14 protein-coding genes are annotated in these 21,761 nt (G+C 74.4%); 8 read left to right on the top strand and 6 right to left on the bottom strand.

The features are described from left to right. Positions 1–87: 87 nt before the first annotated feature. Positions 88–1,077, bottom strand: a complete 990-nt coding sequence (locus OG871_RS02600) for an endonuclease/exonuclease/phosphatase family protein (RefSeq protein WP_371493933.1) — start codon at positions 1,075–1,077, stop codon at positions 88–90. Positions 1,078–1,505: 428 nt separating this feature from the next. Here OG871_RS02600 and OG871_RS02595 point away from each other — a divergent pair, with 428 nt between their 5' ends. The 8 genes from OG871_RS02595 to OG871_RS02560 all read left to right on the top strand — a co-directional run bounded on the left by OG871_RS02595 (position 1,506) and on the right by OG871_RS02560 (position 18,002). Next, a complete protein-coding gene (locus OG871_RS02595) occupies positions 1,506–2,039 on the top strand; it encodes a GNAT family N-acetyltransferase (protein ID WP_371493932.1) in 534 nt (177 codons plus the stop codon). A gap of 79 nt (positions 2,040–2,118) precedes the next feature. Further along, positions 2,119–4,395 (top strand): WD40 repeat domain-containing protein, encoded by a 2,277-nt coding sequence (locus tag OG871_RS02590; protein ID WP_371493931.1) that lies wholly within the window; start codon positions 2,119–2,121, stop codon positions 4,393–4,395. A 126-nt stretch (positions 4,396–4,521) separates the two neighbouring features. Continuing rightward, positions 4,522–5,076 (top strand): hypothetical protein, encoded by a 555-nt coding sequence (locus tag OG871_RS02585; protein WP_371493929.1) that lies wholly within the window; start codon positions 4,522–4,524, stop codon positions 5,074–5,076. A gap of 293 nt (positions 5,077–5,369) precedes the next feature. Next, the gene (locus OG871_RS02580) at positions 5,370–7,703 is read left to right on the top strand and encodes a hypothetical protein (protein ID WP_371493928.1); all 2,334 of its coding nucleotides are present in this window, start codon (positions 5,370–5,372) and stop codon (positions 7,701–7,703) included. Between the two features lie 102 nt (positions 7,704–7,805). Then, on the top strand, positions 7,806–8,657 hold the full coding sequence (locus OG871_RS02575) for a hypothetical protein (protein ID WP_371493927.1): 852 nt from the start codon (positions 7,806–7,808) through the stop codon (positions 8,655–8,657). Between the two features lie 4 nt (positions 8,658–8,661). After that, positions 8,662–15,486: a hypothetical protein gene (locus OG871_RS02570; RefSeq protein ID WP_371493926.1), complete on the top strand. Its 6,825-nt coding sequence runs from the start codon at positions 8,662–8,664 to the stop codon at positions 15,484–15,486. A gap of 122 nt (positions 15,487–15,608) precedes the next feature. Next, complete coding sequence (locus OG871_RS02565) at positions 15,609–16,922, top strand: PP2C family protein-serine/threonine phosphatase (RefSeq protein ID WP_371493925.1); 1,314 nt, start codon at positions 15,609–15,611, stop codon at positions 16,920–16,922. 201 nt (positions 16,923–17,123) lie between these two features. Next, positions 17,124–18,002 (top strand): hypothetical protein, encoded by an 879-nt coding sequence (locus OG871_RS02560; RefSeq protein ID WP_371493924.1) that lies wholly within the window; start codon positions 17,124–17,126, stop codon positions 18,000–18,002. A gap of 106 nt (positions 18,003–18,108) precedes the next feature. Here the strand turns inward: OG871_RS02560 and OG871_RS02555 are convergent, their stop codons facing one another. The 5 genes from OG871_RS02555 to OG871_RS02535 form a co-directional block, all read right to left on the bottom strand. Next, a complete protein-coding gene (locus OG871_RS02555; protein ID WP_371493923.1) occupies positions 18,109–18,597 on the bottom strand; it encodes a hypothetical protein in 489 nt (162 codons plus the stop codon). Next, the gene (locus OG871_RS02550) at positions 18,594–19,493 is read right to left on the bottom strand and encodes an MEDS domain-containing protein (RefSeq protein ID WP_371493922.1); all 900 of its coding nucleotides are present in this window, start codon (positions 19,491–19,493) and stop codon (positions 18,594–18,596) included. The genes OG871_RS02555 and OG871_RS02550 overlap by 4 nt, the downstream gene beginning before the upstream one ends. Positions 19,494–19,764: 271 nt before the next feature. After that, positions 19,765–20,460, bottom strand: coding sequence for an NADPH-dependent F420 reductase (locus OG871_RS02545; protein ID WP_371493920.1), 696 nt, complete (start codon positions 20,458–20,460; stop codon positions 19,765–19,767). A 193-nt stretch (positions 20,461–20,653) separates the two neighbouring features. After that, positions 20,654–21,181: a GNAT family N-acetyltransferase gene (locus OG871_RS02540; protein WP_371493918.1), complete on the bottom strand. Its 528-nt coding sequence runs from the start codon at positions 21,179–21,181 to the stop codon at positions 20,654–20,656. Positions 21,182–21,357: 176 nt separating this feature from the next. Then, positions 21,358–21,753 carry a hypothetical protein gene (locus OG871_RS02535; RefSeq protein ID WP_371493916.1) on the bottom strand — a complete coding sequence of 132 codons (396 nt, stop codon included), beginning with the start codon at positions 21,751–21,753 and terminating at the stop codon, positions 21,358–21,360. Positions 21,754–21,761: the final 8 nt, after the last annotated feature.

Here is a 21,761-nt window from a genome sequence, read left to right as displayed (position 1 = left end):
CCGGTGGTGGGCACGGGGCAGGGCCCGCCACCGGGGCACCCGGACGTCCCGCAGGGGCCCCGCCCCGCCGTCCGGGCCGGTCGGGGCCTACAGCGGCAGCTCGGCCACCAGGGGCCGGTGGTCGGAGAGCGAGGTGGCCGGGGTCGCGGCCGGACGGACCGGGGACAGGTGAACGCCGCGGACCAGCACGTGGTCGAGCTGGACCATCGGCCGGTGCGCGGGATAGGTCGCCCCGCGGGCCGCCCGCTGCCAACGGCGCTGCGGGGCAACGCCGTCAAGGGTCCGATCGGCCTGCGCGGCGGCACCCCGGTGCAGGCGTTCGGCGACTTCCCGGCGGCCGGATCCGGCGGCCCCGGCGGCGGCCAGGGCCAGCCGGGGCAGCGGGCCGACCAGGTTCAGGTCGCCGAGCAGCACGTGCGGGAGCGGCATGGCGGCGATCCAGCGCCGCACCGCGAGGAGTTGGCGGACGTTCCAGCCCGGCACGAAGGAGAGATGGAGCGCCACCGCGGTGAACGGGCCCCGCCGCCCTGCCAGGACGGCGGCCAGCGCCACCCGCGGCCGGTCCCGGACGACGGTGAGGCCGCCGCGGCCGACCACCCGCAGGGGGAGGGCGGCCGGCGCCGGGGACAGCCGTACCGCCCGCCAGCGCAGTACCGGGAGCCGCGACAGCAGGGCGAGGCCGTGCGAGGGCACAGCGGGGCCGTCCGCGCCGGCCGCCTCGGGGCCGTGCACCCGCAGGCGGGGGACGGACGGGTCCAGGACCCAGCCCTGTCCGAGCACCGAACGACCGTGCAGCGCCGAGGCGTAGCGCCAGTCCACCGCACCCGCCGCCTCGGCTGCGGCCCGGGCCTGGTCGATCCTGCCGGAGCGGTCCTGGAGGTGGTCGACCTCCTGCAGTGCGAGGACGTCCGCGTCCAGCGATGCCACGGCGTCGGCGAGCGGACCTGCCGCGCGCCCGTCCGGCGGCAGCGCCCCGGGCCGGCCGGCCCGGACCACCCGGCCGTGCAGGACGTTGAACGTCGCCACCCGGACCGCCCCGCCGGGGTGCGTCCGGTCCGCGTCCGCAGGAGCCGCCATGCCCGGACGTTACCAAGGGCCCGAGTGCCCCGAACCCGGCGGCCTCGACGGCGGTCGACGTCCGTGCGAACGGCCGGCGACGGCGGGCTTCCTGACTGACCGCGACACCCGCGCACACGGCCGGCGCCCGCGGCGGAGTGACGCGTCATCGAATCGTAAGGTTTGTTACCACTGAGTAAAAGTTCGCTGCCGCGGCCGGCCGGGCGGTGCGGACCTCCGGTGGGTGCGCCCTTCCCAGGGGCACCCTCGGGAGCCGGATGCTTCGTGTCCGACCGTGCTCGCGCCGGAGTCCGCGGAGCCTTCGGGGAGGCCCCGACCCCCGTTGGTCGGCGGGTTGATCTCCGCGCGTAGAGGTGATCTGATGGGCCGCCCCGGCGCGTCGAAGGGGGCTGACCGTGCGCCCACTGAACACGCTTCCGGTACCGTCCATGACGGACGGCCAGGTGACGATCCGCCACCCCGTGGTCGGCGACGCCGCCACCGTCCTGGCCGGCACCCGTGACCCGTTGGTACGCGAGTTCATGCAGGGAGTGATCCCCCATCAGGACCTCGCGTCGGCCGAACGCTGGATCGCCACCGTCCCTCCGCTGCTCTGGGCCGAGGGCCGGGCCGCCTATTTCTCGGTGGCGCTCGAGGACGGCCCCGCGGTCGGCTGGGCCGAACTCGTCGACCTGCGGCCCGCCGAGGCCGCCGCCGAGGCCGCGGTCTGGCTGCTGCCCCGGGCCCGCAGTCTCAAGGTGGCGAGCGCCGCCCTTCGGCTGATCTGTCGCTTCGGCTTCGAGCAGTTGGAACTGAGCCGGATTGACGCGTACGCTGCGGCCGAGAACATGCCGGTTCAGGTGGTTGGTGCGTATATCGGATTCCGCCGCGCAGGGTACCGGTCGGAACTGTTCCGCAGCTCCCGGACCCACAGGCTGCACGACGCCGTGTACGCCACCCTTACGCCCGAGGACCTTTGCTGACGCCGGATCAGGATCGCGCGCGGGGGGCGTTTCGCGGCGGAACGTGACCGACGGGACACCCGTCGGAGAGGAGAGCGACATGTCGGAGGAAGCCGGAACTCCGGTCACCGGGACAGTGCCTGACGAACCGGTCGGCCCTGGCCTGCTGCTCACCACCGGCCACGAGGGACTCCCCTCGGGGTACGTCGAGTTGGCCGTCGGCCCCGACGGCACGATCCGGGCCGGCCGCCGCACGGCCGACACCCTGGTGACACGCACCGGGAGGATCGACCCGGCACTGCTCGAGCGGGTCCTGTCGGCGCTGCGCAAGGCGCGCCCCGGACTCGCCCCCGGCGACCCGGCCCTCACCACCCCCGCCACCGGCCGCAGACTCGCCGTACTCGGCCTGCTGCCGGCCGGCGACCAGATCTGGGACGACACCACCGAGGCACCCCTGCCCGGGGTCGGCAACGCTCTGGAGGCGCTCGCCGCGCAGGTCCTCGACCCGGCGGCGGCCGGCCGGCTGCCCAGCGCGCTGATCGCCCTCGACGAGCCCGACCCCGCGCCCACCGAGCCCGCCGCCCGGCCCGCGGCCGCCATCGGCACCGTGGCCGGCCGCCCCGCCTACGCGCTCGCCGAACCCGGCCTCGGCTTCGGACTGGCCACCCTGGACGGCTCCGTCCCGCTCGGCGGCTCCGACTCGGACGCCGGCGTGCTGCCCACCGCAGTCGCCCTCGGCACCGCGGGCGGCCGTGACCTGTTCGCGGTCGGCGGCGAGGACGGCGCGGTGCAGGTCTGGGACGCCGCCACCGGCGCCCTGCTGCACGGCACCGCCGGCGGCGAAGGCGCCCAGGCGGTCACCGCCGGACTGGTCCAGGGCGTGCCGCTGGTCTTCTCGGCCGGCCGCGAGGGCGAGGTCCAGGCCTGGCACGCCGAGGACGGCCGCGCGCTCGGCCTGCTGCCGGTCGCCGGGAACGGCGCCGCGGCGCTGTGCCACGCCCGCTGCGCCGACCTCGACCTGGTGGCCGCCGCCGGCGACGACGCGGTGGTCCGGGTCTGGGACGCCGCTACCGGCGAACAGCTCCACCTGCTGGTCGGCCACACCGACCGGGTCACCGTCCTCGCCGTCCTCGCCCTCGGCAACCAGGCGGTGCTCGCCTCCGCCGGGCTCGACGGCTCGATCCGGCTCTGGGACCTCGCCACCGGACAGCCCGTCGCGGTGCTCACCGGCCACTCCGGCACGGTCACCGGGCTCGCCTTCCTCACCCCCGACACCGATCCGCTGCTCGCCTCGTGCGCCCTCGACGGCACCATCCGCACCTGGGACGTCTTCACCGGCAAGGCACTCAACGGCTGGCCCGCCGAGCGCCGCTGGCTCACCGGACTCGCCGCCGTCCGCCCGGCCGGCCGGCCCGTCCTGGTCACCGGGGACGAGAGCGGCAGCCTGACCTTCTGGGACCCGGCCACCGGCGCCGGCCTCGGCGAGTGCACCCCGGCCGAGGCCGGCTTCCCGGTGAACGCCCTGGCCTCCGGCGAGCTGGACGGCCGCCCGGTGCTCGCGGCCGGCTACGGCGACGGCACCCTGCGCCTGTGGGACGCCACCCTGCGCACCGAACTGCGGGTCACCGTCCCGGACGGCGGCCCCGTCACCTCGGTGGCGCTGTGCCGGACCGACGACCGGCCGCTGATCGTGTGCGGCACCGCCACCGGCGCGGTCCGCTGCCTGGACCCCCGGGACGGCGTACCGCTGTCCGTCCCGACGCCGCACACCGGCGCGGTCCTCGGGCTCGCCTTCGCCGACCCCGTCGAGGACGGCGACGCGCTGCTGGTCTCGGCCGGCGCCGACGGCACGGTCCGGGTCCGCGACGCCGTCACCGGCAGCCCGCTGCTGCGGCTGGCCGCCGACCCGCGTGGCGTGACGGCGCTGGCCGTCGGCCCGGTCGCGGGGCGGCGGATGGTCGCCACCGGCGGCACGGACGGTGTGGTGCGGCTCTGGGACGCCCTGGACGGCCGGCCGGGGGCCGAACTGACCGGCCTCGGCGGCCCGGTCGAGGCGCTCGCGTTCGGGCTGCTCGGCGACCGGCAGGTGGTCGTCGGGGGCAGCGCCGGCGGTGGCGTCCTGCTGTGGGACGCCCAGGACGGCACCCGGGCCGCGGAACTCCCGGGCGGCGACGCCGCCGTACGGAGCGTGGTCTTCCAGAACCTCGACGGCGAAGCCCTGTTGGCGACGGGCGACCAGCACGCGGCCCTGCGGCTGTGGCACGTCGCCAGCGGCACGCTGCTCAACGAGGCCGGGCTGGACCGGGTCCCGCTCGCCATCGCCTTCGGCGACACCGGGCTGCACGTGGTGGGCCCCGGCGGCGCGACCACACTCTGACGGGGGGAGACCGTCCCGCCCGTCGGCGGGAACGGAGTTTTGTGATCGTTCAGCGGCCCGGTCCACACGGGGACCGGGCCGGACGGGACCGGGCGCAAGCCTGGGGGGACAAGGGGTGGGCAGCACGTGAGCGGTACGTCGTTCCAGATCAATCTCGACGAGGTCGAGGCCGCGGCCAAGGCGATCCGGACCATGCTCGACGACCTGGAGGCGCCGACGGCGCGCCTGGAGGCCGTGATCAAGCAGATCCGGCCGGCCGCGTACGGTACGGACGCGGTCGGGAAGTCGCTGACCGGCGGCGGCTCGGCCGTCGGCGGTCTGCCCGAGCACCAGCAGCAGGTGTTCGACGGGGTGCGCAAGTACCTCCAGAACTCGGCCCAGTTGGCGGCCAACCTGGAGCTGATGTGCAAGCAGCACCGGCAGACCGACGACGCGCAGGCCGCCGAGCTGACGCGGCTCAACGGCGCCCGCGCGGAGGGCGACGCGGTCCCGGCCTCGCGCGTCACGCCGGTCACGCCGCGCGTCCCGCAGAAGGACCCGATCACCCTGACCTCGTCCTCGCCCGAGTCCGCGCCGACCTACCACGACCCGGACGCGCCGGACCTGGACTACAACGAGCGCGACTCCGCCCCCGACCCGGAGCCGCACGCGCCGGCCGGCGGCCGCAACATGCTCATCTAGCCCGGTGGCTGACGGGTCGGTCCCCGGGCGCACCGCCGGGACCGACCCGCCCGCCACCGTCGGCCCACCGGGCCCACCGGGCCCACCGGGCCCGCACGGACCTCCTCGGCCCCTCGCGCCCCGGCCGGTCGCCGCCGTTGGCAGCGCCGTGATCCGACAGCTCCGGCGGAACCACCACCTCCGGCCGGGCCACGTTCCATCAGCAGTACCTCCACGAGCAGCAGTTCCCATCCGAGCAGCACGTCGTCACCCACCACACCGCCCGCCCCAGGCCAGCCGGCCAGCCAGCCGAAATGAGCGACCCCGTCATGATCGAGCTCCCGTCCGACCTCGCCGAGGTGCTCAAGGTCGTCCAGAGCAACGAACACGGCTCCGGAATCCTCTTCCCCAATGCCAACGAAGAGCTGCTGGCGGAGCTGGCCGATGCCTGGGAGGCGTGGAACAACGCCGCGGAACCGGCCGTGCGCACCATCGTGGCGAGCGCCAACCGCGCGATGGCCAACATGTCCGGCACCGCGGCCGACAGCTTCGAGGGCTACCTGCGCAAGTACGCGGGCACCGACCAGTCGCACGCGGTCACCACCCTGGACGCCGGGGTCGCCATGGCGCGGTCACTGCGCGGCGCGCACCAGGCGGTCACCCAGACCAAGACCGAGATGGTCCGGGAACTGCAGTACGCCAAGGACTACATGGAGCAGAACCCGGCCGGCAAGCACGACGACATCGCCCAGTCCGAAGGCATCAAGACGGCGGCGGACACCTACAACACCTACGTGGGACAGGTCGGTTCCAGCGTCGACACGATGCTCCGGCAGAGCGCCGGACACGTCGAGCGGATGACCAGCGCCGGACAGGTCGCCAGCCTCGGCGGCTCCGGTGGCGCGGGCTCGGGCACCGGCGCCACCCGGCCCACCGCCACCACCGCTCTCGACGCGAGCACCCTGCAGCACCCGACCACCGGGCTGGACTCGCTGACCCCGACCGGCGGCGTGCCGAACGGCGCCGGCGGTGCCGGCATGCCCGGCGACGTCGGCATGTCCGGCGGCCCCGACGGCGGCTCGGGGAGCGCGTACAAGCCGCAACTGTCCTCCCTCCAACCGTTCCAGGCGCCCTCCCCGGTCGGCCGGACGGTGCCCGGCGCAGGCCTGGGTACGGGCGGTGCGGGCGTCGGCGGTGGCGGTGGCGGTGGCGGGGCGGGAATGCCGGTGTTCAAGCCGAGCAGCTCCCCCGGCCTGGGCCTGGCCGGCATGCCCGGCTACACCGGCGGTGGCGCCGGCGGCAGCACGTACAGCCCCTCCGGGCTCAGCCCCTGGTCCGGGTCGGGAACGGGCTCCTCCGGGCTCGGCGGCTCCGGTGCGGGCGGGGCATTCGGCGGCGGCTCCCCGTTCGGCGGGCTCGGGGGCCTGGGCGGCGGCAGCGGACTCGGGGGAGGCACCCGGCCCGGCTCCGCCCGGTACGGCGGCATGACCGGCGGGGCGACCTCCACCCGCCCCGGCGGAGTCGGCGGTACGGGCTCGCGCGGAGTCGGCGGGGTCGGTGGTACGGGCTCGCGCGGGGTCGGCGGGGTCGGTGGTACGGGCTCGCGCGGGGTCGTCGGTGGCGCGATGGGCGGTGCGGGCGGCGCCGGGCGCGGTGCGGGAGGCGGTGCGGCGGGCGGCCTCGGACGCGGCGGCTCGGTCTCCGGCGCGGGCGGCCGGATCGTGCCCGGAAAGTCGGGCCTCAGCATGGCCTCGGGCACCGGGGACGCCATGCGGTCCGGCTCGGGCTCCGGGCTCGGCGGCACCGGGACCGGCCGAGGCGGGTCCGGCACCGGCGGAGCTGCCGTCGGCAGCGGCACCACCCGCACCGCCGGAGCGGCCGGAATGGCCGGCGCCCACGGGCCCGGCGGCATGCCGGGCGGTGGCGGCGGCCGGTCCGAGCGCAGCAGCGGCAACCGGTTCGTCCGGCCGAGCCGATTCGGCGAGAACGGGCCGGAGGACGAGGAGGAGACGGTGCTCGCCGACTCCGGCGTCGACGGTCAGGCCGGCCACCACGAGCACAGCGACCGCCGCTGGCGCCGGATGCGCCGCCAGTGGCTCGACGCCGCCCGCAGCGACGACCCCGACACGCAGCAGACCGCCCAGGACGCCACGGCCGCACAGCCCGCCCCCGACGAGAACGCCCTGCTCAACCAGCTCGCCACCGCCCTGCTCGGCCCCGACGCCGCCGCCCCGGCCGACGGCGGCGACACGACCGACACGGCGTCGGCCGGCGCCGACGGCACAGCCGAGCGGACCGCCGAGCGGGCCACGGAACGGACGGAAGCCCGGGCGAGTGACCGGACCGGTGACGGGTCCAGCGACCGGAACGGCGACCGACCCGCGCCCACAGACGACGAGGCCTATCTCGACCGGGCCCGCTCCGCCGCCGCCCGGCGGGGCCGCCCCGACGACGCGGCCCCCACCCCGACCCCGGACACCCGGACGGCGGGGGAGGCCGGCCGGCCCGCACCGCTCCGGGAGGAGGGCGGCTACCAGGTGCCCAGCCCGTTCCTACGGGCAGCGCTCGCCCGGCTCGCCGCCGGCGGTGCGCCCGAGGGCGGCGGCAGCCTGCCCGGGACAGCGCCGGCCGCGGCGGCCGGCCGATGAGCCGTCCGTCGGCCGGGGTGTCCCGCCGCCGGTCCCCGAACTCTCCCCGCCACCGTCCCGGTCACCCCGCCGGTACCCGAACTCCCCTGAACTGGAAGCGCCATGGATGAGCAGGCACACACGGAGCCGGTCCACGCGACCATGCGCGAGAGCGTCGACACCGTGAGCGCGACCCGGCAGACGGCGGCCGCCGAGCCCGTACACGAGGCGCTGCGCGCGACGCGAGTGGACGCCGTGCCGATTCAGGAGGCGTTGCGTCCGATGGAGGCGACGCATGCGGTGGAGCGGGAGGCGTTGCGTCCGATGGAGGCGACGCATGCGGTGGAGCGGGAGGCGTTGCGTCCGATGGAGGGCGTGATGCGCAGTGACTCCGGTCCGGGCCTCGCCGCCTCCCGGGCGGCCGCGGCGACGGCCCCGGACGACGGGGAAGCAGCTGTGAAGCGCCGTGCGCCGGCCGCCGAGCAGGGGGCGCAGGGCTCCGGCGCCTCCGGTGGATCGGCGGGTACCGGTTTCACGGTCGACCCCGCCCAGTACCAGGCCGCGGTCGCTCCCGTGCTCGCCGCCGCCGACCAGCTCTCCGAGTTGGTCACCGGCCTGACCGCCTTCCTGGATCACACGCAGTCCACGGCTCCCTGGGGCAACGACGAGTCCGGGAAGAAGTTCGCGGAGGGGGAGAAGGGCTACCTGAAGTACAGCACCGAGACCCTCAAGGGCCTCAAGGGCATGCCCGACGCCGTCCGCTACGTCGCCGACGGCCTGAAGGCGATGGCGCAGAACTACCAGCACGCCGAGGACGCCACCACCGACGTCTTCCGGAGCGACGGCGGCGGCGAGGTGGCGGCCGCGCCGCAGGTCGGCACGTACACCGCCCCCGTCAACCCGACGATCCCCACCGGTGCTCTCGGCAGTATCGCCCAGAGCCGTCCGAGCACGCACACCACCGGAAGGGCTTGATCCCATGGCAGTCGAGCTGCCCGAGCCCCTGCAGTGGGTGCTCCTCCTGCTGGCCGGCACCCGCTGGCCGGAGGCCGACGAAGACATGCTGCGCGACATGGCCGAGCGCTGGCGCAACGGCGCCGAGACCCTGGAGGACGCGGGCAAGTCCGCCGACTCCGCGCTGAAGCGGGCGCTGGACGGGCAGGAGGGCGAGGCGGCCAAGGCGCTGGCCAAGCACTGGGACCAGTTCACCGTCGGCAAGGGCACCGAATCGGACCCCGGATACTTCCCCGGCCTCGTGCAGGCCTGCAACGGCATGGGCGACATGCTGGAGGCGATGGCGAACTCCGCCGAGACCGCGAAGATCCAGATCGTGGCTCAGCTCGGCATCCTGGCGTTCGAGATCGCCACCGCCGAGGCGGAGGCCCCGTTCACGGCCGGCGTCTCGCTGGCCCAGATCCCGGTCGCCGTCGGCGTCAGCCGCACCGTCGTTCAGCAGATCCTCAAGACGCTGCTCAAGGAAGCCCTCGAGTTCGCGGCCAAGCAGGCCGCCCAGATGGCCGCCATCAACGTGCTGGCCCAGGGCATCGAGGTGATGGAGGGTCACCGCAAGAGCATCGACATGAAGGAGGTCGGGCAGAACGCCCTCGGCGGCGCCGTCGCGGGCGCCAGCGGCCACCTCATCGGCAAGGGACTCAGCGGCGCCGGCTCGAAGCTCGGTCTCGCGGGCGCCATGCAGACCACCACCGGCAAGATGGTCCACGGTGCGGCCGTCGGTGTGGGCGCGGACGTCTCCACCCAGCTGATCACCACCGGCCACGTCGAGGGCGGCAGCCTGCTCGGCTCCGGCCTCAGCGGCGGCGCCGCCGTCGGCCTGAAGACCGGCGCGGCCAACATCAAGGGCCGGTTCAACGGTCCCGGCAACATCCCCACCCCGCACGGCGGCCCGCCGCCCACGGGCGGTGCCCCGGAGGGCGGCGCCCGGATCGGCGGGTCGTCCATCGGCGGTTCCTCGGTGGGTGGTTCGTCGGCGGGTGGTTCGCCCACCGCTGGGTCGTCCGTAGGTGGTTCGCCCGCAGGTGCGGGCGGCCACGGCGAGGGCACCCCGACCTTCTCCAAGCCGGACACCTCGGCCTCCGCCTTCCACGGGCCGGGCACCCAGGCGGGAACCGGTACGAGCGGAGGCGCGGCCCACGCCGGCGAAGGCGGTGGCACCCCTCCCGGCGGCAGCGGTCCGACCGGCGGCAGCGGTACCACCAAGAGCGGCGGCACCGGCGGCCTCGTACCCTTCGGCTCGGACCGGCCCGCGGCCCCCAGCAGCCACGGCGCCGGCGACAGCCCCGGTGGAGGCGCGCAGGTCCGTAGCGCGCCGGACCACTCCGCGCCGCCCGCCGACCATGGCGCGCCCGTCCAGCACCAGTCCCCGCAGGCCTCCACGGGTCACACCACCGCTACGGAAAACACCCCCCACAGCGCCCCGGCCGAGCACGGCACCACCCGAGCCACCGAACCGGCGGCGGTCGCCCAGCACACGCAGCCCCCGTCAGCCGACAGCGCCGCCGCCCACGCGGCGCCCGCCCCGCACACCGGCGCGGAGCCTCGTACGGTGACAGAGCAGCCGCACACCACTCCGGACAGCACCGCCCGGGCCACCCCGGACAGCACTGCCCGGGCCACCCCGGACAGCACTGCCCGGGCCACCCCGGACAGCACTGCCCGGGCCACCCCGGACAGCACTGCCCGGGCCACCCCGGACAGCACGCCGCAGCACACCGAGGGCGGAGCCGGACGGGCGGCGGCCGAAACGCGGCCCGCGGCCACGGAGCCTCAGGTGCACGCGGGTTCGGAGCATGTGCCGAGTTCGGCCGTGCACGAGGCGCCGGCCGCTCAGGTGCATGCAGGTTCGGAGCATGTGTCCGGTGGAGCTTCGCGTGAGGGCTCGGTGGTTCCGCCGGTGCACTCGGCGGGTTCGGAGCACGTGCCGAGTTCGGCCGTGCACGAGGCGCCGGCCGCTCAGGTGCACGCGGGTTCGGAGCATGTGCCGAGTTCGGCCGCGCACGAGGCGCCGGCCGCTCAGGTGCACGCCCCGGCCGGCTCGGCCGCCTCCGCAGCCCCACCCGTCGGCCATGCCACCGGATCCGGCTCGGCGGTCCCGGCCGGTGCCTCGGTGCCGCATCCGTCGGCTGCCGGTGACGGCGGGTCGGTCCCACGGGAACCCGACGGTGGTACGAGCAGGCTCGACACGGCCGGCCTCGGCGGGCTGTCCGTCCCGACCGTCCGGCCCACGACCGGCGGTGACCACAGCGTTCGGTCCGTCGACCCCTCGACCGTTCCGCCGCCGCCCCCGGCGGAGGCCTCCACCGGCACCGCGACGCCGCAGGGTGTACCGGGCGCGGGCGGGGTCCACGTGCCGACCCAGGGCGTCGGTACTCCGTCCTCCGTCCCGCACGGCTCGACGACCGCACCGCCGCCCTCCACACCTGCCTCGACGTCGCCCAACCGGGGGCAGGGCGGCCTCGGGCCGGTGCACCCGTCGACCTCGACGCCGGCTACGGCCGGAAACCACGGCACCGGTGGCGGTCTCAACCGTCCGCTGAGTGCCCAGGCTGCCGACCAGATCCACCAGACCCAGCGGGACCAGCGGCAGGCCGAGTTGGACGCGCTGCGCCAGAACGGCGGCCGGATCAACCGTGCGGCCCAGGACCTCGGCCGCGACCAGGCGTTCTCGACGGTGCGTCCGCCCAACGCCGACGTGCTGGTCCGCGACGTGCCGACGATGTCCGCGCAGGACCGTACGGCCGCGCTGGCCGTACTGCCGCCCGCGCAGCGGCGCTGGATCGCCAAGGACCCGGCGTTCGTGGACGCGCTGAAGGCGAACCTGCCGCCGAAGGAGTTCGCGCGCACCGCGGCCCAGCTGATGGTCGACGTCGACCCGCGGGCCGAGCGGGGGGCCTCGGCCCGCGCCGAAGCGCAGGCACAGGCCGCCCGGATGCTCCAGGATCCCGACGTGGCAGCCACGTTGCTGAAGAACGGCGCCGGGCTCGTCGTGGTGCCCAAGGACGTCTCGATGACCGACGTCAGTGCCTTCCACAACATGAAGGGCACCACGGCGGGCGGCGCCTCCGGCGCAGGCCGGGGCTGGGACGACGTGCGGGGCTCCGGCGGACGCCGCGCCGCGGTCACCGAGGAGAACCTGCTCGGTGAGGACACCTCCATCGGCAATGCCACGCACTACCAGGACGGGTACTCGACGACCACGCACGAGTTCGCCCACACCATCCACATGAACGGCCTCTCGGCGCCCGACCGGGCCGCGATCACCACCAGTTACCAGAACAAGCGCAACGACCCGAACGCGGTCTGGAGCGACGGCCCGCGCCACGACCTCCAGAACAACCCGGTCGACAACTACGCCTCGCGGGACGAGCTGGAGTACTTCGCGCAGGTCTCGAACGCCTACCTCGGCACCAACCACGGCACCGACCCGCACACCGGCCAGAACCGCAACAACGGCCCGGCCTGGGTGCGTGCCAACGAGCCGGCCCTGGTGCCGTTGCTGGAACGGTTGTACGGGCCCGACCCGGTCGCGGTGCACCACGACCCGGCGAACCCGGTCGAGGCGGTCCGCGCGGAGAACGACGCGTACGAGGGCCTGCGGGACTTCATGGACCGGGTGGAGAACCCCGCGCCCGTGCCCGGCACCCCGCAACCGGCGACTGCGGGCAGCCACACTCCGCCGGCGCCGCTCCACCCGGCTCCGACGAACCCGGCTCCGACGAACCCGGCTCCGGCGAACCCGCACGCGGCGACCGCCGGGAGCACTCACGGGCAGGTGCCTCCGCCGCCGACGCACGACGGGATCGGCCCGGGTCCTCACGCCACCGGCTTCCCCCTGGGCCCGGTCTCCCGGAGCGGTAACACCGCTCCTGCCGACCCGGCGGCCCAGCACGCCCAGGCGCCCCCGCCCCCGCCGCCTGCCCCGCCCGTTCGCACGGCGCCGGAGACGACGACGCACGCCGACGTCCCACCCCCGCCGCCGGCCGCTGTGGGCAACCAGACCCAGGCGTCCACCTCCCACGACGGCCACGACACCCCCGCCACCCACGAAACGCAGACGCAAGGCACCCACGACACCCCCACCCACGACACCCCCACCCACGACACCCCGACCCCCGACCCGTCCGCCCGCGACCTGTCGCCGGACCACGGGACGACCACACCGCGCAGCTGGAACGCCGACCGCGCGCCGCTGACGTCCCCGGAGGATCGCGCGGCCCAGCTGCGCACGGACGCCCGCTTCGCGGGCCACTCGCCCGACGAACTGCTGGATCTCGTCCACAGCGCCCGTGCCGGAAAGGCCGACGACCTCGCGCAGTGGGTGGACCGCAACGGCGCCGAGGCGGTGCATGCGCTGGCCAAGGAGATCCCGGAGCACGCACTGTGGGCCGTCGGCCGGCAGGAGCCGCACACCGGCGACATGCTGGAGGCCATCACGGAGCGACGTGGCGGCAAGGCGCCGTCGCCGCAGGAGATCGACGGGCGCAAGCAGGTCTACGAGAAGCTCGGCCAGTACGAGTCGGTCACGGTCGTGGTCGAGTCCGGCCCGGGTTCGGGCCACCAGGCGGCGGCCGTCACGCTGGTCCGTTCGCTGCGCGAGCTGGGCTACCAGGGCGAGATCCAGATGGTCGCGCCCCGCAGCGTGCAGGCCCGGCTGGAGCGGATGCTCGACACGGAGGAGCTCGGCGTCCACGAGCCGGTGTACGTGGACAAGGAACTCGATCACGACGGGAACTACGCGGAGCCCGTGCGGCCGGACCTCGGCCGGGGCCCGACCTTCGTCGCCGCCAGCGACAGCCTGGACGCCGACAGCGGCTCGGCCCGCGCCCTGTTGTCGTTCACGGGCGCCGACAAGGCGATGCTGCTCACGCCCTACGCCTGGGGCCACCCGCGCGCGGTGTACGAGCGGACGGTGGGCGAGGACGGCACCTCGTCCTACGCCGCCCACCACATGGATGCCGGGCTCAGCCCGAACCACGGTCTCTACCAGTTCCACATCCCCACCCCGGAGACGGTGGCGTTCCCCGGCGACCCCGAGCTGCAGGCGATCGCCGACTCGGTGATCGACGGCAAGGTCGACATGATGCCGGTCTACGGGCTGGCCCGGATGGACGACCGGCTCCGTGCCAGCGGGCCCGAGTACCTGGCGTCGGCGATCCGCGAGTCCGGCGTGCACGACGTCGGCGGGGTGCGGACGTACGGCAAGCCGGCGGTGATGCTGGAGGTGGGCGGACGGGAGATCGGATACGCGGAGCAGTTCGAGCCCGGCTGGCTGAAGCGGGCCGATCTGGCCACCGCGGACGTTCCCAGGCTGGTGTCCGAGCTCCAGCCGGGCGAGGTTCTGCTCCTGCGCAGCGGCGGGACCACGCAGGCGAACTTCGAGAAGCTGTTCCAGCTCGGCAACCTGCCCGCGATCCAGGAGGGTGCCAACACCACGAACGCCAGCCAGCTGACCGGACGCCCCTACCTGTCCCCGAACGTCAGCACGACCCCCTACCCGGGCATCCACGAGCCCGCGGCCGCGGACCTGCTGCACGCGCGGGTGGCGAACGCCCTCGGGTCGGACGGGGCGGCCGCGCTCCCCGACCTGGCTCGGGCGCGTGACGCGTGGGACGAGGTCAGCTGGCGCAACCCGGAGCCGTCCCGCGAGGACTACGGCAAAGCCGCCGAGGAGCTGCGGAACGCCGCCGCCGACGTCGACCGGTTGGCCGAGAGCCAGCCGGAGCCGGTCGCCCGGACCTTGCGCGACGCCGCGACGCGGGCCCGTGACGACGCGGCGGTGCTGACGCGTTCCGCGGAAGCGCTGCAGGTCAACGCCGACCTCACCAGGGCGACGGAGGCGATGAACGCGGGCACCGAGTGGTCCGACCAGGCCCAGCTCTCCCACCCGCACAACCAGCTCGGCAAGATCAAGTGGGGCCGGGAGATGCTGGTGGAGTGGCGCAAGGAGGCCGCACAGCACGACGGCGAGGACACGTTCCTGATGCCCGTCGACAAGCTCCAGGACTTCGCCCGGGCGGTGGTCGGCAGCGAGGACCGGACGCGTGAGCCCAGCGCCGCCGAGCTGAGCACGGCACTGGAAACGGTCCACTCCATCCTCAGGACGGGGCTGAGCACAGACGATTCCGCCGCACTGGAGAGGTACCTGGACACCAGCACCTGGGAGGGCGAGATGGTCCGCACCCAGGTGACGCCGTCGACCAACCTGGGCCGGCCGGAGCAGGTCCAGCAGAACCTCGATGCGCTGGCCGCGGCGATCGCGAAGCAGGAGACGGCCTACACCGCCGCGGTCGTTGCCGAGTTGGGGGGTACCAGCAACGCCCCGAGGCCGGAGTCCGTCGCGGTCATCGCCGAGGTGCTGAGGGGCTACCGCACGCCGGAGTCCCGGTTCCAGGCCTACACCGCCGAGGTCAACGCCCGGGCCCTGGACTGGCGGCAGGACCAGCTGCTGATGGGTCTGCTGCACATGGACGACCCGCACATGCTCACCGACGAGAGCGTCCAGGCTGCGGCCGAAGCGCAGCTGAGCGAGCGCCGTGAGGTGGTCGCGCGGGAGGTCAGGGAGCGGGAGCGGGAGGAGCGGAACCGGCAGACGGAGGAACGGCGCCGCCAGGCACAGGAACTGCGCCAGGCCCAGCTGGAGGAGGCACGCCAGGCCCGGGCCGCAGCCGCTGCCGCGGCAGCCGCCGAGGCCGAGGCAGCCGCGGCCGCGCAGTCGGGTCGCACCTCCGACGAGGAGAGCGACGGCGAGACCTTCGACATCGGCACGGACGACTTCTCCCTCTTCTGAGCCCGGCGCCGCCTTCCGCGCCGGTCACCCGGTCCCGCACACCGGACCGGGTGACCGGCTCACCCCGTTGCTGCCGGCTGTCCGCCCTGGCGGGCGCAGGGGTGCGGCGGGATGGTGGGTGGATGGAGACCGGGACGGGACGGCTGTCGCCCGCGGCGACCGGCGGCGGTGACGCGCAGCTGGGCTCGGTGCTGGCCGCGCTGCTGGAGGCGTCGCACCAGGCCGCACCCTGGGACGTACCTGCCCTGGTCCGCGAGGCGGGCCGGGCACTGGGGCTGGGGGAGGCGCGGGTGTTCCTGGCGGACGTCCAGCAGCGTCTGCTCGTACCGATGCCCGAGCCGGCCCCGCCGATCTCCGGGCCGGACGTGCCGTCGGGCGAACCGAGCCCACCGGAAGCCCGGACCCGGGGCAGGGACGTCGGCGATTCGGACGTCGGCGAATCGGGGGCCGGACTGGACGTGGACGGCACGCTCGCCGGCCGCGCCTACCGCACCGAGCGCCTCCACCGCGGCGCGGGACCGACGCCGGAGTGCTGGGTCCCGCTGGTCGACGGCATCGAACGGATCGGCGTGCTGCGGGTGCACCCGGGCGCGAACGCCTCCGCACCGATGGAGGACCGGGCCCGGGCGCTCGCCTCCCTGGTGACCCTGGTCCTGGGGTCGAAGAGCACGTTCAGCGACGCCATCGTCCGCACCACCCGGACCCGGCCGATGTCCTTGCAGTCCGAGCTGCTGTGGGCGTTCGTCCCCCCGCGGACGATCGGCACCCGCCGGGTGACCTCCAGCGCCGTCCTGGAACCCGCGTACGAGGTCGCCGGTGACGCGTTCGACCACAGCCTGGCCGGGGACGTCCTCCACGTGACGGTGGTGGACGCGATGGGTCACGACCTCGCCTCCGGTGGTGCGAGTGCCGTCGCGCTGGCGGCGTGCCGCTCCACGCGCCGTGCGGGCGGCTCACTCGCGGACATCACGACAGCGATCGACGACACCCTGAACGAGTGGATCCCGGACCGGCTGCTGACGACCGTTCTCGCCGACCTCGACACCGTCACCGGCCGGCTGTCATGGGTGAACTGCGGACACCCCGCGCCCCTGCTGATCCGCGCCGGCACGGTGGTCCCCGGCGCTCTGGAACGCCGCCCCCACCCGCCCCTCGGCATCGGCCTCCGCCCCGGCCCACCCGAGGTGAACCGGCTCCGGCTGCAGCCCGGCGACCGCATCCTCATCCACACCGACGGGGTGACCGAAGCCCGCTCCACGGAGGGTGACCTCTTCGGCGAGCACCGCCTCGTCGACCACATCGTTCGTCACACCGCCACCGGCCAGCCCGCCCCCGAGACCCTGCGGCGACTCATGCACGCCCTCGTTGTCCATCAGGACCACCGGCTGCGTGACGACGCCACCGCCGTCCTGATCGACTGGCACCCCGGGCCGTGACCGCCCGCCCGCGCAGGCGCTTCAGCGCCGGCCCGGCCGCCGTGGCGAGCGCCGAGGACCGGCGAGTACGGCGCCCGGGTCAGGGTCCTCCCGGCAGCTGGGCCTCGCCGAGCTCGCGCCGGTTCCTGCCGCCGGACAATGGTGATCAAGACGTGACCTGCGGCTCTTCAGTCCGCGCCGGTTGATCACTACGGTGCCAGCATGAACAGCAGTGACAACGCCCCCGGCTCGGGCGGACCCGACGACGACCGGTGGAACGTCGTGCTCGACGACGACTTCGTCAACGCGGCGACCGTCAAGGAATCCCGGCCGGGGCAGACCGGGCCCGGCGCCGGGCCCGATGCCGGGCCGAAGCGGGTGTGGCCGCGGAACCTCGCTCTCGCCCTCTGCGCGGCCGCGTTGGCGTTCCTGGTGCTCAAGGTGATCCAGCCGTCCGACGAGGAGTCGACGGCCTCGGCCCCCGCCTCGGCGTCCGCTTCCGCCCCGACGGCCGGCTCCTCGGTGTCGGCCACGCCGTCAGCGTCAGCGTCAGCCTCCGCGTCAGCGCCCGCCGCAGCGGCGGCCGCGGACCGTCCGGCCGTTCCGCTGGAGCAGGTGTTCCCCGCAGAGGTGAAGGACGCGGCCGGCGGGGTCTACACCAAGCTGGGCGCGGCCGTCCTCGCCTCCTGCGTGGAGCCGGACTCCGTCGGCCCCCGCCTGATCGCGCTGATCAAGCGGGGCAAGGGCTGTGTGAGCCACCAGGTCGCGCTCTACAAGGACGCCCAGAACAACCAGTTCAACGTGTCGGTGTTCACCATGAAGGACCCGAAGGACACCCTGCACCTGGTGACCGAGCTGAGCATGGCCTTCGACGACTACCAGGTCGGCGCCCAGGCGCCGCCGCCGTCCGCGGGCCTGCCGGTGCTGGCCGCCGACAGCGGAATGATCCAGACCTTCGCGGGCGTCGACCGCGTGATGATCGTGACCCTGGGGCAGTGGGCGGACGGCCGGGTCGCCGACTACCAGAAGCTGACGGATCGGACGAGCCCGCTGAGCGATGCCGTCTCGAAGAACGTCAGCGCCTACGAGATCAAGCGCTGAGCGGTCCGGCCGCACCGGGCGGGGACCCGGACACGCGAGCCGCCGAGTACGGGGGACCGGCCGGTCCCTTCCGGTGCGGCGGCTCGCGTACCACCGGCCACAGCCGTCACTGCCCACCCGGCGATTCACGCGCTCCGACGTGCTCGGATGTGGGTGCGGATGCGGGTGCGGGCGAGGCCGCCGACCGGTCGCCGGGCAGACAGAGCGTCACCGTCGTGCAGCCGGCCCGGGTGTCGATCCGCAGACACTCACTCAGCTCTCCGCCCGACCAGCGCAGCCGCGGGCCGTCGGTTCCGATGGCGGCCCCGGTCTGCGGCCCGACCGCGGGCCGACCGGCGCCGTCCTCGGCGATCCGGCAGACCAGCGTGGTGTCGTCCGGCCGGCTGATGACCACGCGCACGTCCGGGCCGGGAGCCGTCACGATGCTCTCGGCGACCTCGTGCACGGCGAACACGAGCAGATCGCGGTACTCGATGCCGGCACCGGCCAGGGTGGCGCAGTGGGTGACCACGGCGCGCAGGACGGGGAGCTCGTCGGCGCCGAAACGCTGATCCGTCACCAGCTCGTCGAGTGCTGTGGCACGGTCGTGGATCATGCGTCCGCCACCTTCGTCACCGTGACCTGCTCGACGGACCGGGCACCGAGCATGCCCAGCACCCTGGCGTGGAACGGCAGACAGCGGATCTCCATCCGCGGGCCGCCCGCGGGTAGCTGTCTGGCCGCGTGCAGCAGCGACATCGCGCAGTCGGACCCGAGGAAGGACAGCCCCGTGAGATCGACCGGCACGTGTCCGCTGCCGGTGGCCGCGGCCAGGTCGAGGGCGGCCGGAAGTTCGGCGAGCAGCTGGGGACGGGTGGCGACGTCGGCGTCGCCGATCAGCCGCAGACCTCCGTCGGCGTGTTCGATCCGCAGGGCCCCGAGGCGGCTCAGGAGGGCCACGGGGTGGCCGTGGCGCATGGCGTCGAGGACATCGGGGTCGAAGCGCCGCCGGTCGTACGTGCAGATCTCCGCGTAGCGCCGGTCCGCGAACAGGTCGTGCGCGTGCGTCTCGCGGTGCATCACCCCCTCGATGTCCATCCCCAGGTCCTCGACCCAGGCCATGTCGATGACGGTACGGAACCCGGTGAAGCCCTGCCGCCGCGCCGTCTCGGTCTCCTCCCGCAGCCGGCCCATCTGGCGCGCGGCCGTGAAGCGGGCGTCGGGACTGATCAGGTCGCGCATGGTGGTGTACGACAGCTGGCCGCGCCCGAAGGCCGCCCCGGCGGATCCGTGGTGCACGTGCACGCGTTCGTGGACGTCCTCCGCCGGGACCGCCGGGTCCGCCATGACCGTGACCTTCTCCCCGCGTGCCAGCCCCTCGTGGATGAAGGTGAGCAGTACTTCCCAACGAGCCTCGTCGTCGTCGTAGTCCGCGTAGGCGTGGTCGCCGGGGCGCATCCGAAGAACGGGTATCGTCCGGTGCACGGGGACGGCGACGGAGTCCGTGGGCACGTGATGTCCTTTCCGCCGGGTACCCCGCCGGGCGGCGGGGAGTGCCCGAGATCATACGAACTCCACTGCACCGAAGGTGACCTGATGAAGCATCAGGTCGACAACTGTTCGGCGGGGATCGGAACATGGCGCCTTCCGCCCGGCCGGTGTCGGTCGGAGAGGACGCGCCGAGCGCGTGTTCCGTCGGCGGGATCCCGGTGGAGGTGGAGCCCCGGCCGAGGTGGAGCCCCGGCCGGGAGACGTGTACGCCGAGCAGCCGGAGCGCCGCCACTCAGGCGGGGTGCTCGAAGGTGCCCGGGCTGTCGGGGGTCGCGCGCCACGCGAGGGACCGTTCCGGGTCGGCCGCGGCCAGCGCCCGCCGTACGCCGCCGGCGTCCAGGTCCGTCGTGTAGACGGGCGTGCCGGGCTGCTGACGCCAGGAATCCTCCAGGGTGCCGGCATCGACCGCGTCGAAGCCGAGCTCCTCCACGAGGCCGCGCACGATCTCCTTGGCCCGGGCGTCGTCCCCGGCGACCGGCAGGGCGATCCGGTCGGGCGCGCCCACCGGTCGTCCGAAGTCGGCCAGGTGCTGCGCGTAGATGTTGTTGAAGGCCTTGATCACCGGTCGTCCGAGCTGCTGTTCGACCCACCGGCTCTCCGTGTTCCCCTTCTCGATCCCCTCGATCCGGCCGTCGCGCTGCTGCGGGTAGTAGTTGCCGGTGTCGACGACGACGAGCCCGTCGGCCGCTCCGTCGAACAGGCCTGCGGGAAGGCCGGGGACCTTGCCCTGCGGGATCGTCACCACGGCCAGTTCCGCGCCCCGGGCCACCTCCTCGACGGGCTGCGCCGTCGCGCCGCTCTCGGCGGCGAGGTCGGCGATGGTGTGCGGCCCACGGGAGTTGGCGACGGACACGTCGTGGCCGAGGGCGCAGAGCCGTCGGGCCAGCGTGCCACCGATGTTGCCGGCGCCGATGATCGCGATCTTCATGCTGCTCCTGGTATCGGGAACGTAGCTGCCCCCGGTGGCGCCCGGGAGCCGGTGCGCCGGAGGTCGGCACCATGCAACCAGGCGTCGCCGAGGACCGCGGGCAATCACGGCGCCTGCGGCGCGTCAGCGGTGCGAACGGCCCGGGGCTCGATCCGTTCGTCGCCGAGCCTGACCGGTCACGGCCGGCGGACGCCTACCGCGAGGCGGGCCCGGCAGTATCAGCGCGACTCCGGGTGAGCAGGCGGGTCGTACTGCCGTCGTCCTCCTCGATGTCACGGACGTGCTGGAAGCCGATCCTGCCCAGCAACGCCAACGAGGCGAGGTTCGACTCGGCGACCGTCGCGTGCACCTCGGCCAGTCCCAGGGTGGTGAAGCCGTAGTCGACGACCGCGTCCGCGACTTCGGTGCCCAGGCCGCAGCCCCACGCCTCGACGGCCAGCGCATAGATGATCTCGAAGCCCTCGACCACCGCGGCGGGCTTGATCTCGGCGTGACCCACGAGACGGCCGTTGTGCCGGACGGCCCAGACGTCGAACCGGTTCAGGGCGTACACCTTCGTGAAGACCCGAGCGAACAGGGCCCGATCCTCGGCCTCCGACTGCGGACCGTCGCCCATCCACCGGGACACCCTCGTGTCCTGAAACAGTGTCACGAAGTCTTCTTCGTCCGCGGGGACGTACGGCTCGAGCAGCAGACGCTCGGTACGCAGAGTCGGGGTCATGCCGGGGGACGGTACTCGCACCCCATCCGCCCAGCAACCGCTTTCAGGCAGGTCGTCGCACCGATGGCTGCCGCCGCCTCGCCGGCTCACCCGGAGTGAGCCGGCTCCGGCGGAGCATTCGGGAGGAAGACGGCAGCGGCAGAGCCGGGCGGACCCGAGGGCCGAACAGCGCGCTGTCACAGGTCGTACGGATAGAGGGCGAGTGTCTCGCGCGCGACCCGGAGCTCGACCCAGGTGCCGACGACGCCGTCGGGCACGGGAGCGGTCAGATCCAGTAGGACCGTCGCACCGTCCAAGTCCAGGAGGCCGACGCCGTCCTCCGCGAGACGCAGGTGTCCTCGTAGGACGACGCACTGTCCGTCGGGGCGGATTTCGGGCCCTGTGCCGACAGCCGACTCGGCGTTCCGGCCCCAGGCGATGTCCTCGTCGACCGTCCACTCCACGTGGTACTCGCCCGCCCCGGCGGTGGGGGCTCCGCACCAGCGCACCGCGGCGCGGCCGAAGGCCGTCCTGACCTGAGCCGTCAAAGGGCTCCCCGGGAGACTCGCGATCCGCTCCACCTCGACCAGCATGGTCCGAT

The sequence above is a fragment of the Kitasatospora sp. NBC_00374 genome (genome assembly GCF_041434935.1).
Classification (GTDB): Bacteria; Actinomycetota; Actinomycetes; order Streptomycetales; family Streptomycetaceae; genus Kitasatospora.
This window is presented reverse-complemented; position numbering and strand designations above follow the sequence as displayed.

Excerpts from the sequence above, each read along its gene's own strand:
- OG871_RS02595 (WP_371493932.1), top strand. The coding sequence starts at position 1,506 with ATGACGGACGGCCAGGTGACGATCCGCCACCCCGTGGTCGGCGACGCC.
- OG871_RS02540 (WP_371493918.1), bottom strand. The coding sequence starts at position 21,181 with ATGACCCCGACTCTGCGTACCGAGCGTCTGCTGCTCGAGCCGTACGTC.
- OG871_RS02575 (WP_371493927.1), top strand. The coding sequence starts at position 7,806 with ATGGATGAGCAGGCACACACGGAGCCGGTCCACGCGACCATGCGCGAG.
- OG871_RS02545 (WP_371493920.1), bottom strand. The coding sequence starts at position 20,460 with ATGAAGATCGCGATCATCGGCGCCGGCAACATCGGTGGCACGCTGGCC.
- OG871_RS02555 (WP_371493923.1), bottom strand. The coding sequence starts at position 18,597 with ATGATCCACGACCGTGCCACAGCACTCGACGAGCTGGTGACGGATCAG.
- OG871_RS02600 (WP_371493933.1), bottom strand. The coding sequence starts at position 1,077 with ATGGCGGCTCCTGCGGACGCGGACCGGACGCACCCCGGCGGGGCGGTC.
- OG871_RS02570 (WP_371493926.1), top strand. The coding sequence starts at position 8,662 with ATGGCAGTCGAGCTGCCCGAGCCCCTGCAGTGGGTGCTCCTCCTGCTG.
- OG871_RS02580 (WP_371493928.1), top strand. The coding sequence starts at position 5,370 with ATGAGCGACCCCGTCATGATCGAGCTCCCGTCCGACCTCGCCGAGGTG.
- OG871_RS02590 (WP_371493931.1), top strand. The coding sequence starts at position 2,119 with ATGTCGGAGGAAGCCGGAACTCCGGTCACCGGGACAGTGCCTGACGAA.
- OG871_RS02535 (WP_371493916.1), bottom strand. The coding sequence starts at position 21,753 with ATGCTGGTCGAGGTGGAGCGGATCGCGAGTCTCCCGGGGAGCCCTTTG.
- OG871_RS02565 (WP_371493925.1), top strand. The coding sequence starts at position 15,609 with ATGGAGACCGGGACGGGACGGCTGTCGCCCGCGGCGACCGGCGGCGGT.
- OG871_RS02560 (WP_371493924.1), top strand. The coding sequence starts at position 17,124 with ATGAACAGCAGTGACAACGCCCCCGGCTCGGGCGGACCCGACGACGAC.